Annotated in this window: 12 protein-coding genes; 6 read left to right on the forward strand and 6 right to left on the reverse strand. The window is 55.2% G+C overall.

The window, feature by feature from the left end; genetic code table 11:
* The first annotated feature begins 1 nt into the window (after position 1).
* From rbfA to KUO20_RS01350, 6 genes are all read left to right on the forward strand, one after another.
* Positions 2 to 442 carry a 30S ribosome-binding factor RbfA gene (gene rbfA, locus KUO20_RS01325; RefSeq protein WP_235041132.1) on the forward strand — a complete coding sequence of 147 codons (441 nt, stop codon included), beginning with the start codon at positions 2 to 4 and terminating at the stop codon, positions 440 to 442.
* Positions 442 to 1362, forward strand: coding sequence for a tRNA pseudouridine(55) synthase TruB (truB, locus tag KUO20_RS01330; RefSeq protein ID WP_235041133.1), 921 nt, complete (start codon positions 442 to 444; stop codon positions 1360 to 1362). Before rbfA ends, truB begins: the two co-directional genes overlap by 1 nt.
* A 193-nt stretch (positions 1363 to 1555) precedes the next feature.
* Positions 1556 to 1825, forward strand: coding sequence for a 30S ribosomal protein S15 (gene rpsO / locus KUO20_RS01335; protein ID WP_007111823.1), 270 nt, complete (start codon positions 1556 to 1558; stop codon positions 1823 to 1825).
* A 314-nt stretch (positions 1826 to 2139) separates the two neighbouring features.
* Positions 2140 to 2934 (forward strand): SGNH/GDSL hydrolase family protein, encoded by a 795-nt coding sequence (locus KUO20_RS01340; RefSeq protein WP_235041134.1) that lies wholly within the window; start codon positions 2140 to 2142, stop codon positions 2932 to 2934.
* A 473-nt stretch (positions 2935 to 3407) separates the two neighbouring features.
* Positions 3408 to 5576: a polyribonucleotide nucleotidyltransferase gene (gene pnp / locus KUO20_RS01345; RefSeq protein ID WP_235041135.1), complete on the forward strand. Its 2169-nt coding sequence runs from the start codon at positions 3408 to 3410 to the stop codon at positions 5574 to 5576.
* A 119-nt stretch (positions 5577 to 5695) separates the two neighbouring features.
* On the forward strand, positions 5696 to 6865 hold the full coding sequence (locus KUO20_RS01350) for an MFS transporter (protein WP_235041136.1): 1170 nt from the start codon (positions 5696 to 5698) through the stop codon (positions 6863 to 6865).
* 73 nt (positions 6866 to 6938) lie between these two features.
* On the opposite strand, the gene KUO20_RS01355 is transcribed toward KUO20_RS01350, so the two are convergent.
* The 6 genes from KUO20_RS01355 to pcnB form a co-directional block, all read right to left on the reverse strand.
* On the reverse strand, positions 6939 to 8117 hold the full coding sequence (locus KUO20_RS01355) for an acetyl-CoA C-acetyltransferase (RefSeq protein ID WP_235041137.1): 1179 nt from the start codon (positions 8115 to 8117) through the stop codon (positions 6939 to 6941).
* Positions 8118 to 8306: 189 nt separating this feature from the next.
* Positions 8307 to 8687: an aspartate 1-decarboxylase gene (gene panD, locus KUO20_RS01360; protein WP_235041138.1), complete on the reverse strand. Its 381-nt coding sequence runs from the start codon at positions 8685 to 8687 to the stop codon at positions 8307 to 8309.
* Positions 8688 to 8715: 28 nt separating this feature from the next.
* The gene (gene panC / locus KUO20_RS01365) at positions 8716 to 9588 is read right to left on the reverse strand and encodes a pantoate--beta-alanine ligase (protein ID WP_235041139.1); all 873 of its coding nucleotides are present in this window, start codon (positions 9586 to 9588) and stop codon (positions 8716 to 8718) included.
* Between the two features lie 74 nt (positions 9589 to 9662).
* Positions 9663 to 10454 (reverse strand): 3-methyl-2-oxobutanoate hydroxymethyltransferase, encoded by a 792-nt coding sequence (gene panB / locus KUO20_RS01370; RefSeq protein WP_235041140.1) that lies wholly within the window; start codon positions 10452 to 10454, stop codon positions 9663 to 9665.
* 146 nt (positions 10455 to 10600) lie between these two features.
* Positions 10601 to 11098 carry a 2-amino-4-hydroxy-6-hydroxymethyldihydropteridine diphosphokinase gene (gene folK, locus KUO20_RS01375; protein WP_235041141.1) on the reverse strand — a complete coding sequence of 166 codons (498 nt, stop codon included), beginning with the start codon at positions 11096 to 11098 and terminating at the stop codon, positions 10601 to 10603.
* A 6-nt stretch (positions 11099 to 11104) separates the two neighbouring features.
* Positions 11105 to 12493, reverse strand: coding sequence for a polynucleotide adenylyltransferase PcnB (pcnB, locus tag KUO20_RS01380; RefSeq protein WP_235041142.1), 1389 nt, complete (start codon positions 12491 to 12493; stop codon positions 11105 to 11107).
* Positions 12494 to 12932: the final 439 nt, after the last annotated feature.

Raw genomic sequence — 12932 nt, forward strand, 5'->3', positions numbered from 1 at the left:
CATGCGCGAATTTAAGCGTACCGACCGGGTAGCCGACCAGCTCCAAAAGGAGCTGGCGGTACTTATTCAACGCGAAGTGAAAGACCCGCGCTTAGGCATGGTCACGGTCAGCGGTGTCACCGTTAGCCGCGACCTTGGCTACTCCGATGTATATGTCACCCTACTGGGTGAGCAGGAGCCTGAGCGTATTAAAGAGAATCTGCAGGTACTTAAACGTGCCGCTGGTTTTCTAAGAAGCCAAATTGCTAAGCGCATCAAGCTGCGTCATGTTCCGGAGCTGCGCTTTCATTTCGATGAAAGCGTGGTTCGTGGTCAGCATCTCTCCTCATTAATTGATGAGGCGGTGACGACTGACCGCGCGCGCTATCAGGACGATGGCGATGACGATTATCAAGACAGTGACCAAGACAGCGGCACCGAGCAAAGTGAGGAAACTCGCTAGTGGCACGTCAACGTCGCGGCTTGCCGGTTAACGGCGTACTGCTGCTGGATAAGCCCAAAGGGCTTTCCAGCAATCATGCGCTGCAGCGTGTTCGTCGTTTGTTTCAGGCCCAAAAAGCCGGTCATACGGGCACCTTAGATCCGATGGCAACCGGCTTATTGCCGATTTGCTTAGGAGAAGCTACCAAGTTTTCATCGCATTTGCTGGAAGCCGATAAGGTATATCGCACGCGTGTAGAGCTTGGCGTGATGACCGATACCGGCGATGCAGAAGGCAGGATTATTGCGCAGCATGACGTACCCAGTTTAACCACCGATGACGTGGAAGCAGTGCTGACACGCTTTCGTGGTGAGATTGACCAAGTGCCGCCCATGTATTCTGCCCTCAAGCATCAGGGCAAAAAGCTTTATGAGCTGGCCCGCGAAGGCAAGCACGTAGAGCGTGCAGCGCGGCGTGTAAGCGTGTATGATGCGCGCCTATTATCGTTTGACGGCACTGCTTTTGAGCTGGAAGTAAGCTGCAGTAAAGGCACTTACATCCGCACGTTAGCTGAAGATATTGGCCAAGCGTTGGGCTGTGGTGCGCACATCAGCCAGTTAAGAAGGCTTAAAACAGGGCCTTTTTTAGCCGACGCGATGTGGACACTAGAGGCGCTAGAAGCATTGGCCGATCAGGCCGCTTTGGAAGCTGAGCTAATGCCGGTGGATGTGTTGGTCAATCACTTACCGTCATTAACGGTAGATGACATCGCGCATTCGCGTTTGGCCTATGGCCAGCCCGTTACGCTCGAAACCGGCGCCTTAGCCCCGGACGACGTAGCCAGACTTTATTATGCCGAGACGTTTATCGGCCTTGGTGTAGTGAAAGGTGCCCAGGAAGTAGCGCCTAAGCGACTGTTAAGTACCGTCGCTATCTCGTAAACAGCGTTGCAAGGATGCCGCCGTCTACGTAAAAAATGGTAAGACGAAGATAGTACGATGAAAATAGAACGAGCAAGAACGTAAGGCGAGTATTGCAATTCGCAAATTGTAAGTCGCAAACAGTAGATTGAGACTGCAAATATGCGTGGTCTCACCCATTCATTTTTAGGCATATTGCTTACTGGAGATACAGATGGCTTTAACCGCTGAGAAGAAGGCCGAGATCGTCACCGAATACGGCCGCGGCGATAACGATACCGGTTCCCCTGAAGTGCAGGTTGCACTGCTGAGCGCCAACATCAATGGCCTGCAGGATCACTTCAAGACCAACAAGCAGGATCACCACTCACGTCGTGGTCTGATCCGCATGGTTAACCAGCGTCGTAAGCTGCTGGATTACCTAAAGCGTAAAGATTTCGAACGCTATCAGTCTCTGATTCAGCGTTTAGGTCTTCGCCGCTAAGCTTTACTGGCAAAGATTGAGAAACGGGCAGCTCCTTGTGAGCTGCCCGTTTTGCGTTGGGAGGTAGGTCATTGAGTGTCAGTGTCAGTGTGCGGAAACCTGCACAAACGTCGATTTTAATCGTGCGGATTCCCAGCCATTGGCGGGTGTGGGCCTTTCGACGTTTGTCGCGTGCAAAATTTTTAACTGTTTGAAATAAAGAAGTAAAGAAGTGGACGGAATGTAGTTTGCAAAAGTGTTTGTGAGGTACTGAGGTGTCTGGACGTAATACACCCTAGATTTTACAAACGACTCCGTGGATGGAAATAACACCAATGAAAACACCCCTCGCCAGCATTGGCATTCTTGCGATAACCGCGCTAATCCCAGCTTCAGCTATGGCCGACACCGAAAACCAGTCCAATGCCCTCGGCTCACCAAACCCGCAGCAAATCCTTTACGTAGGCAATAGTTACCAGTACTACAACAACAGCCTGCACAACTACGTCAAGCGTATGGCGGAAGCCGCCTACCCGGATACTGCTGATCAGCTCAAGAGCAAGTCTGTGACCATTTCAGGCGCTTATCTATCGCAGCACGAAGTAAAAAGCTATCTGTTCCCCGGGGTCTTGGGGTTTCCTAACCCGTTTGATGTTGTTGTCCTACAGGGGCACAGCGCGGCTGCATTGAGCGACGAGAAGCAGCAGGAATTTCGTGATGCTGTTCTGCGGCATCATAATGCCATTGAGGCGACGGGGGCAGAAACCGTGCTCTACATGACGCCTGCCTACAGTGAAGATCATGATAGTTACGATGCCGGCATGACCGACAAGATCGAAGAGCTGTATACCTCTATGGGTAATCAGATCGGCGCTCCGGTGATTCCCGTCGGACTTGCTTTTCAAAATGCCTACGAGCAACGCCCAGAGTTGGCCTTGCATGTTGATTACGACGGCAGCCATCCCTCGGCAGAAGGCAGCTATCTAGCCGCTGCCACCGTGTTTGCCACGTTTTATGACAAATCGGTAGTCGGTAATCCTTACACTTACTATGGCCGTATCGACGAAGATACGGCGGCCTTTTTGCAGCAGGTCGCCGAAGACACGGTAGCCGAGTACAACCGCCGCTAACGCGATAATACCCAAGCCTTGTTTAGTGAATGCCTACTGCCTGGGTGCATCGACTGCTGGCCTGCACTTCTATCTGAGTGCGTTGATTACAAGCTGGGCTACGATCTGCTAAACAACTCTGTCAGCACGCGTGATGCCTATATATCTAGCCTATTTAGTCGGGCGCGGGTGATGCTTAATTACACGCTCTGGGACACCCATAATCGTTCTGTCTCCTTCAGGGGGCCAGATGATGGCGATACGCTCTCCGCTCTATTGCAGTTAGTGTTCTAATAAGGTCGCTTACAATGTTCCAAAGGGTGGCGTACGCCACAAAGTTTTATCCGTATGACAAACGGGCAGCTCCTTGTGAGCTGCCCGTTTTTTATGTATTGGCTTGCCTAAAGAGGGAACTGGTAGCCCTATCGCGTTCCAGCGCCTAGAATGGTATCGAGTCAAAACGACCTAAACGAATAGACAAGTAGATATTGATAATGCTGAAGGAAGTCGCTGTGAATCCGGTAAAGAAAACATTCCAGTACGGTCGTAGCACCGTCACGCTCGAAACCGGGCGTATCGCTCGCCAGGCTAGCGGCGCTGTCATGGTTACTATGGACGACACTGTCGTGCTATGTACCGTGGTCGCCAGAAAAGAAGCTAACCCGAGCCAGCCCTTTTTCCCCCTCTCGGTACATTACCAAGAGAAAACCTACGCGGTGGGTAAAATTCCTGGCGGCTTCTTCAAGCGTGAAGGGCGACCCACTGAAAAAGAGACGCTGACCTCGCGTCTGATTGATCGCCCCATTCGCCCGCTGTTCCCTAAAGGCTTTATGAACGAAGTGCAGGTCGTCTGTACCGTTCTTTCTACCGATCGCAACCACGATCCGGATATTGCTGCACTGCTGGGTACTTCAGCAGCGCTGAGTATCTCTGGCGTGCCTTTTAAAGGCCCGATTGGCGCTGCGCGCGTTGGCTTTAACGAAGAGCAGGGCTATTTCCTCAACCCGACGGTTGAAGAGCTGGCGACCTCTGAGCTCGACATGGTCGTTGCCGGTACTGAAAAAGCCGTATTGATGGTTGAGTCTGAAGCCAAAGAACTGCTTGAAGATGAAATGCTCGGCGCCGTGCTGTTTGGCCACCAGGAAATGCAGGTCGCGATTACGGCGATCAATGAACTGGTCGCCGAAGCAGGCAAGCCACGCTGGGAGTGGAAGGCCGCTCAAGAAAATGCGGAATTAAAAGCTGCCATGAGCGATGCGTTTGAAGGCAAGGTAGGCGATGCTTATCGCATTACCGATAAAATGCAGCGTCAGGATGCGCTAGCGGCGCTGAAAGATCAGGCGGTTGAGCAGCTGGTCGCCGTTGAAGGCGAGCCTGTTAACGATAAGTTTACTAAAGATGAAGTGAAAGGTGCTTTCGCGGGTCTTGAAAAACGCGTCGTGCGCTCACGTGTGGTCAAGGGCGAGCCGCGTATTGACGGTCGTGATAACCAAACGGTGCGCCCGCTGGCCATCGAAGTGGGTGTGCTGCCGAAGACTCACGGTTCGGCCGTATTTACTCGCGGTGAAACGCAGGCCATTGCCATTGCCACGCTGGGCACGCTGCGTGACTCTCAGCTGATTGAGTCGTTGGAAGGCGAGCGTAAAGACCGCTTTATGCTGCACTACAACTTCCCTCCTTATTCGGTTGGTGAAGCTGGCTTCATGGGTGGTCCGAAGCGTCGCGAAATCGGTCACGGCCGCTTAGCGCGCCGCGGCGTTCAGGCAATGCTGCCTTCTGCTGACGTTTTCCCGTATACCATCCGCGTGGTATCTGAAATCACCGAGTCTAACGGCTCAAGCTCAATGGCTTCAGTCTGTGGCTCTTCATTGGCCCTGATGGATGCAGGCGTACCGCTGAAAGCGCCGGTAGCCGGTATTGCCATGGGCTTGGTGAAAGATGCTGACGGCTTTGCAGTATTGACCGATATCCTGGGTGACGAAGACCACCTCGGCGATATGGACTTTAAAGTCGCCGGTTCTGAAGAGGGCATTACTGCCCTGCAGATGGACATCAAGATCGAAGGCATCAACGAAGAGATTATGGAGCTGGCACTGCAGCAAGCACTGGCTGCGCGGCTGAGTATTCTTGAGCAAATGAATGTCGTGATCAGCCAGAGCCGCACCGATGTCTCTGACAACGCACCGTCCATGGCGACGATCAAAATCGATCCTGACAAAATCCGTGATGTCATTGGTAAAGGCGGTGCGACGATTCGCAAAATTTGCGAAGACACCGGCGCCTCGATCGATCTTGATGATGATGGCACCGTGCGTATTTACGCGGAAGACAAAGCCGCCGCGAAGCGTGCCATTGATACCGTGCTGGCAATTACCGCTGAAGCGGAAATTGGCAAGCTCTACAACGGTAAGGTCGTACGTATTGCTGACTTCGGTGCCTTTGTGAACATCATGCCGGGTACCGATGGTCTGGTGCACATCTCGCAGATCGTTGCTGAGCGTGTTAACAACGTGCGCGACTTCTTGAACGAAGGCGATGACGTGATCGTGAAAGTGCTCGATATCGACAACCGCAATCGCGTGAAGCTGTCGATGAAAGAGATCACCGAAGAAGAGAAGACTGCTTTCGCAGCGCAAGAAGCGGAAACTGATACTACGATTTAACATGCAGGTCGCTAAATCGTAGTTCGGTTTCTGATGCCGCCCTCGTAGCCTCTGGTTACGAGGGCGGTGTTGTTTGATGGGCACGCCTATATTGTCAGCAGCAGTAAGAGAGAGTCGCTATGGAGCAGGAACAAGCGCCGCGCTGGAGGGCGGTGGTGGCCGTGATGATCGGTATTTTTTTATTGGTGACCGCTGAGCAACTGCCTATTGGGCTATTGTCTCAAGTGGCCTCGGCGATGGGCGTGACGCCCGGCATGGCGGGGTTAATGGTGACCGTGCCCGGCGTTATTGCGGCTTTTTCAGCGCCGCTACTACCGGTTGCCGTAGGGCGCTTGGATCGGCGCGTCATGCTCACGCTGCTAATGATGGTGATGGTGCTGGGCAGTGTGCTGACGGCGCTGGCGAGCAGTTTTGCGCTGCTGCTTGCCGCGCGCGTGCTGGTTGGGCTGAGTATTGGAGGATTTTGGGCGATCGCCGGAAGCATTGCGCCACGCCTAGTGCCTGAAGCTAAGGTGCCGAAAGCCATGACGCTGATTTTTGGTGGCGTAGCGGCGGCGTCAGTACTCGGTGTGCCGCTTGGCACGCTGTTGGGAGATCTTAGCAACTGGCGGGTTGCCTTTGGCGCGCTAGGTGGCTTCAGCCTGTTAACGGCCATCGCGCTCTGGTGCTGGCTACCGCCACTACCGCCAAGAGAGCCTGTGCGTTTGCGCGTACTGGCGCAGCAGCTGAGTAATCGCGGCGTGCGGGTGGCTGTGCTCACAACGGGGTTTGTGGTGGTGGGGCACTTCGCTGCCTATACCTTTATTAGCCCTATCCTGCAGGAAATTAGCGGTATTTCTCAGCGCCATGTGGGCAGCCTGCTACTGCTTTACGGCGCAGCGGGTATTTTGGGCAATATAGCGGCAGGCGTATTTGCCGGGCGCCACCCGTATCGTGCCGTGCTGGCCATCCCCAGTCTGCTACTACTGGTTGTCGCGGCCTTCCCATTGCTGGGCATTCAACCGCAAAGCGGCGTTATCCTGCTGATGATGTGGGGGGCGGTATTCGGCAGTGTATCGGTGAGTATTCAGACCTGGATTCTACGCACCGCGCCGAATACGGAAGCCGCCACGGCGTTGATGGCCTTTGCGTTTAATATGTCGATCGGCCTGGGAGCGATGCTGGGCGGGCGAATCGTCGATGGCACTAGCTTGCCCATTGCCATGTGGGTCGCATCGATATTCTTTCTGATGGGCGCACTGCTGGTGTTGAGTACGCCACCTAAGGTGGTGGGTGTAAAAACCCGCTGACGGCAAGGCTAAAAAAGCCCTCATCGATTGATGAGGGCTTGAGGCTAGCTAAACGCTTGCTTATGCTCAGGCGTTAAGGGCGCTCAATGGCAAGCGCCACGCCCTGACCGCCGCCGATACACAGCGTTGCCAGGCCTTTCTTGGCGTCGCGGGCGATCATTTCGTGCAGCAGTGTGACTAACACGCGACAGCCGGAGGCGCCGATGGGGTGGCCGATAGCAATGGCGCCACCGTTAACATTTACCTTGCTGACATCCCAGCCTAGCTCTTTATTAACGGAAAGAGCCTGGGCGGCGAAGGCTTCGTTGGCCTCGATAAGATCAAGATCATCCAGGCTCCAGCCAGCTTTTTCTAAACAGCGGCGGGTGGCCGGTGCCGGGCCGATGCCCATAATCGCAGGGTCTACCCCGGCGTTGGCATAGGCGGCAATGCGCGCCAGCGGCTCAAGGCCTAACTGCTTGGCTTTTTCAGCGGAGCAGAGCATAACCACCGCCGCACCGTCGTTCAGCCCCGACGCGTTACCAGCGGTGATCGTACCGTCTTTCTTAAACGCGGGGCGCATGCCGCTAAGTTTATCGGCCGTGACTTCTCGCGGGTTTTCATCGGTATCAAAGACCAGCGGATCGCCTTTACGCTGGGGAATTTCCACCGGCACGATCTGGCCCTTAAACTTACCTTCTTTGATCGCCGCTGCGGCCTTCTGCTGAGACGACGCCGCGAATTCATCCATCGCTTCACGAGTGATGCTGTATTTTTCGGCTAAATTCTCAGCGGTAATGCCCATGTGATAGTCATTGAACGCATCCCACAGACCATCGTGGACCATAGAATCAATGGCTTTCCAGTCACCCATGCGCTGTCCGGTGCGTGAGTTGGGTAGCACGTGAGGTGATGCAGACATGTTCTCCTGGCCACCAGCCAGAATGATGTCAGCGTCGCCACAGCGGATGGCCTGAGCCGCTAGGTGCAGCGCTTTAAGACCTGAGCCGCAGACTTTATTGATGGTCATGGCTGGCACCGAGTCTGGCAGGCCTCCTTTAATCGCCGCTTGGCGGGCCGGGTTCTGGCCTACGCCGGCGGTAAGCACTTGGCCTAGCAGCACTTCGTCAACTTGATCAGGGGCAACGCCGGTAGATGCGAGGATATCTTTGATCACCAGCGCGCCAAGGTCGCTGGCTGGAATGCCCGCGAGAGAGCCTCCGAATGCGCCCACGGCGGTGCGGCGTGCCGCAACAATGACTACTTCTTGCATAAAATGACTCCTGGAGTAAATAACAGACAGTCTGATGCCAGATGCCCGGTAGGCGTACTCTGTCAGCCGACACTCTCAGCCGTCCTTTCAGAATAGAGGAAGGGTATGCGTTGCGGCAATACGCATTTATAAGCAAATAAAAGCGGGCCACGTCAGTGCCCGCTGCTTAATCCGTCTAGCGCCTTCTACTTAGGCTAACTGCACCGGAATAATGTTGCTGGTGTGGCTGACGTCATTACCTTCTTGAAGGTAAACCAGCGCGGGCTGATGGCTGGCCAGTTCGGCTTGTGAGTAGTGAGCATAGCTGCAGATAATGATGCGATGGCCGGGAGCCGCCAGGTGGGCAGCAGCACCGTTGATCGAGATTAGTTTGGAGCCTTCCTCACCACGAATGGCGTAGGTCGTGAAGCGCTCGCCATTTTCGACGTTATAAATCTGAATCTGCTCATTTTCATGAATGCCGGCTAAATCCAACAGGTCGCCGTCGATAGCGCAGGAGCCTTCGTAATTAAGAACCGCGTGGGTGACGCGGGCCATGTGCAGCTTGGCTTTGAGCATAATGGTATGCATGTGAGATCCTTTATTTCCCTGTATTTGTTTATTTTGTGGCGGTGTTGATGACGCTAGCCGGTAGCTCAACGCGCAGATTGTCGATTAAGCGTGCCGGGCCGAGCTTGGCCGCCGCCAGCAGCATCGCGTGACGAGTGGCACCGCTGATCGGGCCGAGCATGAGCTCACGCAGTTCAAGATAGTCCGGCGTAAAACCAGCGTTGCTGAGCGCGGCTGTGCCTTGCTGCAAGGCGGCCTCTATCGGGTCGCCGCGCTCCAGGGCATCGCGCAGTGAACACAGAGTGCGATAAAGCACCGGTGCTGCTGCGCGTTCTTGCTCACTCAAGTAGCCGTTGCGCGAGGAGAGCGCTAAGCCATCATCAGCACGCACAATCGGCACACCGATGATGTCGATCGGCATGTGAAGATCGCGGACCATTTTACGGATCACCGCGAGCTGCTGATAATCTTTCTCTCCAAAGCAGGCAATGTCGGGCTGTACGAGATTAAACAGCATGCTGACTACGGTGGAAACGCCGTCAAAATGCCCGGGGCGTGAGCCGCCACACAATCCCTCGCCCACGACGGGCACATGGACTCGCGTTTGGGCATCTAAGCCGTTTGGGTACAGCGAGCTGACGGTCGGCGCAAACAGGACGTCGCAGCCTGCATCGCTCAGCTGCGTTTGGTCTGCGCTGAAGGTCCGCGGGTAGCCGTCTAAATCCTCTCCTGGGCCAAACTGCATCGGGTTCACAAAGAGGCTCGTGACCACAACGTCGGCGTGCTCTCGTGCACTGGCGATCAGCGCTAGGTGGCCGGCATGCAGATTACCCATTGTGGGTACTAGAGCGATGCGCTGGCCGCGTAGGCGATGCTCTCGCAGGATGCTGCGTAACTGATCAATGTCTCGCAAAGTGCGCATAGTCGTTTCGCGTTATTAACAAAAAAGGGGGCTAATTAAGCGGGCTTCTAAAAATACGCTTTTAAAAGCATGTTTTAAAAACAATGCTCTGGTGCTGGGAAGGTGCGGTTTTTAACGGCCTCATGATAGTGCTGGAAAGCCGTTTGAATGCTCTCTGCCTCGGTCATGAAGTTCTTCACAAAGCGCGGCGTACGGCCATGGGTAACGCCAAGCACATCGTGCATAACGAGAATCTGGCCATCGGTGTCAGGTCCTGCGCCAATGCCAATCACCGGTACATCCAGTGCGTCGGTGATGGCTTTGCCGAGGCTGGCGGGCACGCACTCAAGCAAGATGACCGATGCGCCGGCCTCGGCCAGCACCTTGGCATCGTTGAGGATTCGCTCAGCGTTAGCGGCGTCTCGTCCCTGTACTTTATAGCCGCCGAGCTGGTGCACGGTTTGCGGTGTTAAGCCAAGGTGCGCGCATACCGGCACGCCGCGACGTGTCAGCTCACGAATGCCGTCGGCCATCCACGCTTCGCCTTCAAGCTTCACAAGCTCTGCGCCAGCGCGCATCAGCGCAGCGGCGTCTTCCAACAGGCGCTCGGTTGAAATATTGCTCATAAAGGGCAGGTCGACCATCAGCAGGCTATGGCCTTTACCGCGAGCGGCACAGCGCGTGTGATAAAGGATGTCTTCCATGGTGACGGGCAAGGTGCTGTTGTGGCCCTGTAGCACCATGCCTAGCGAATCGCCGACCAAAAGCACGTCAATACCGGCTTGGCTTGCCGCATGGGCAAAGGAGGCATCGTAAGCAGTCAAGCAGCTAAACGTTTCGCCCGCCTGCTTATAGGCTTGCAGCGTGTTCAGGGTGACGGTTTTCATGGCATGCTCTCATCGTGTGCGTGAGGCCAGCGCTGCATTGGCGACCGGCCATTATTAGTGCAGCCTTAAGTAGGTGCGTGCTGCGGTACCGTGATTGTTACCTGATTGCGCGCGCGCTGTCGAGATTTGGGTAAGAAAGTAACAGTTTACGAGGGCGCATCTTCAACTAACCGCTGAATGCCGGGGTTGGATATTTGGCCAAGCCACGCAGTAAGCGGCTTATGATGCAGTAGGAGTGCAGGCGCAATTTCTGCTAGCGGTGCTAGCACAAATGCTCTCTGGGTCATCTGTAGGTGTGGGACGCATAGACGCGGAGTTTCGATTTGCTGATCGCCGTAGACTAGCAGATCAAGATCCAGCGTGCGTGGGCCCCAGTGACGCTGGCGGCGGCGTCGGTGCTGCTGTTCTAACGCTTGGAGCTGATCAAGCAGCGCCAGTGGCGAGAGGCTGGTTTCCAGCGCCGCCACGGCGTTTATAAAGTCCGGCTGATCTTGCGGCCCAACGGGGCGGCTGGCGTAGAGCGATGATGCTATCACTAACCGGCTCAACGGCAGTCCAGCGAGCCCGTTGAGTGCCTGGCGAACCTGTTCAACGGGTGAGGCTAGATTGCTGCCTAAGCCAATATAGGCAAGTTGGATCGGCATTCCTGGCTACTCTGGATCTGGGCTGCGCGGTTTTCGCCGTTTTTTACGGCGACGATCACCCTGGCTGGCCGGATCGCCACCCACTTTTTGCAGCAAGCGACGCTGTTCGTGCTCATCGCCGCGCTGAAAAGCAGTCCACCAGTCGCCTAAGCCACGCGGTATTTCACCCGCCTGTTCGCGTAGCAGTAGCAGGTCGTAACCTGCCCTAAAGCGCGGGTGCTCGCGGGTCTGGAAGGCTTTCTTACCGCGTCGTTGAGGCAGACGCTGCTGTAGTTCCCAAATTTCGCGCATGGGTATACCGAAGCGCTTGGGAATCGAGGTGTGCTCTAACTGGCGAGATACCACCTGTTGAGCGGCCGCCTGGAGTGCGGGAATGGCCGCCATGCCCTCTTGCTCTAGCTCTTCCATGCGGTGCTTAACCGGCGCCCAAAGGAAGGCCGCCAGCAGAAATGCAGGCGTCACCGGGCGCTCTTCAGCAATCCGCTTGTCAGTATTGGTGAGCGCTTGCTCAATCAGCTCTTCTGCCCAGGCGGCATCGACCATCGCTTCTTCGGCTTCGGGGAACAGCATGCCGAACAGTCCGTAATGACTGAGCAGACGAAACGCAACCAGGCCGTAACCCGACATAAACAGCTTGAGCACTTCATCGAACAAGCGTGCGGGAGGAATCTGTAGCAGCAGCGATGCCTGTTCATACATCGGGGCTTCGGTGGCCGGGTCTATGGTGAAGTCCAGCTTGGCCGCAAAGCGTACCGCGCGCAGCATCCGCACCGGATCTTCACGGTAGCGCGTCGCCGGGTCGCCAATCAGGCGCAGCGTGCGGGTTTCAATGTCACGCACGCCGTTGGCAAAATCGGTGATGCTGAAGTCGGCGATGTTGTAGTAGAGCGCGTTCACGGTGAGGTCGCGGCGCACCGCATCCTCTTCGATATTGCCCCATACGTTGTCGCGCAGCAGTAAGCCTTCATCAGACTGGTGGGCAATATGATCGCTATGCTCGTCTTGGGGTTTGCCACGGAAGGTGGTGACTTCAATGACCTCGCGGCCAAAGCGCACATGGACAATCCGAAAACGGCGGCCGATCAGGCGCGAGTTACGAAACAGATCGCGCACCTGTTCGGGCGTGGCGTTGGTGGCCACATCGAAGTCTTTGGGCATCTTACCCAGCAGCGCATCGCGAATGCATCCGCCTACCAAATAGGCGTCGTAACCTGCGCCGCTCAGCCGATACAGCACTTTTAGTGCGGCATCGCTAATTTGCTGGCGAGAAACAGGATGCTCGGACCGAGGAATATGACGTGGAGAGAGGGCGGTGGTGGAACTCTCTTGGGGATCGAGCAAGGTTTTCAATTGCTCCCCCGGGCTGTGTAGGAAACGGGTAAATCCTTTAAACATGCGATGATTTCAACTCGCAGGGTACGAAGAAATGGTCATAACATAGTCGCTATAAAGCACTTCAAAAAAGTACTCAATAAAAACAGTCAGTGGATGAGTGTAGCCGACCCCTTTGAGCTTGCAAAGCACTTGACGCTGACGTGTGCTAACTCAATCCTCAAATACGGAAAGGGGAGGCTAAGAGAGCCTCCCCTATAAAGCAGTTAATCAGCGTCCATGCTGCTGTTTTTATTCATGATGGCACATCGCTCTGAATACGCACCGCAGTCGGTAGGCGTAAGGATCGCGTTCGTTCCGACCGCCTCGTATTCAAAACAATAATCCAACCGCGAACTTTTTCTCCCCCCGGGGAATTATTATTGGCGCCGGGGTGTACACCTAACTGCTATTGTTATTGTTGGTATGCAAGTTGCTGTGTACGTCGCGTCCTTATCGGGCT

Origin of the sequence: Vreelandella profundi (assembly GCF_019722725.1) — a bacterium.
In the GTDB taxonomy this organism is placed as follows: Bacteria; Pseudomonadota; Gammaproteobacteria; order Pseudomonadales; family Halomonadaceae; genus Vreelandella; species Vreelandella profundi.

Coding starts and splice junctions, on each gene's coding strand:
- KUO20_RS01340 (WP_235041134.1), top strand. CDS start 2,140: ATGAAAACACCCCTCGCCAGCATTGGCATTCTTGCGATAACCGCGCTA.
- pcnB (WP_235041142.1), bottom strand. CDS start 12,493: ATGTTTAAAGGATTTACCCGTTTCCTACACAGCCCGGGGGAGCAATTG.
- KUO20_RS01355 (WP_235041137.1), bottom strand. CDS start 8,117: ATGCAAGAAGTAGTCATTGTTGCGGCACGCCGCACCGCCGTGGGCGCA.
- KUO20_RS01350 (WP_235041136.1), top strand. CDS start 5,696: ATGGAGCAGGAACAAGCGCCGCGCTGGAGGGCGGTGGTGGCCGTGATG.
- panD (WP_235041138.1), bottom strand. CDS start 8,687: ATGCATACCATTATGCTCAAAGCCAAGCTGCACATGGCCCGCGTCACC.
- panB (WP_235041140.1), bottom strand. CDS start 10,454: ATGAAAACCGTCACCCTGAACACGCTGCAAGCCTATAAGCAGGCGGGC.
- rbfA (WP_235041132.1), top strand. CDS start 2: ATGCGCGAATTTAAGCGTACCGACCGGGTAGCCGACCAGCTCCAAAAG.
- rpsO (WP_007111823.1), top strand. CDS start 1,556: ATGGCTTTAACCGCTGAGAAGAAGGCCGAGATCGTCACCGAATACGGC.
- folK (WP_235041141.1), bottom strand. CDS start 11,098: ATGCCGATCCAACTTGCCTATATTGGCTTAGGCAGCAATCTAGCCTCA.
- panC (WP_235041139.1), bottom strand. CDS start 9,588: ATGCGCACTTTGCGAGACATTGATCAGTTACGCAGCATCCTGCGAGAG.
- pnp (WP_235041135.1), top strand. CDS start 3,408: ATGCTGAAGGAAGTCGCTGTGAATCCGGTAAAGAAAACATTCCAGTAC.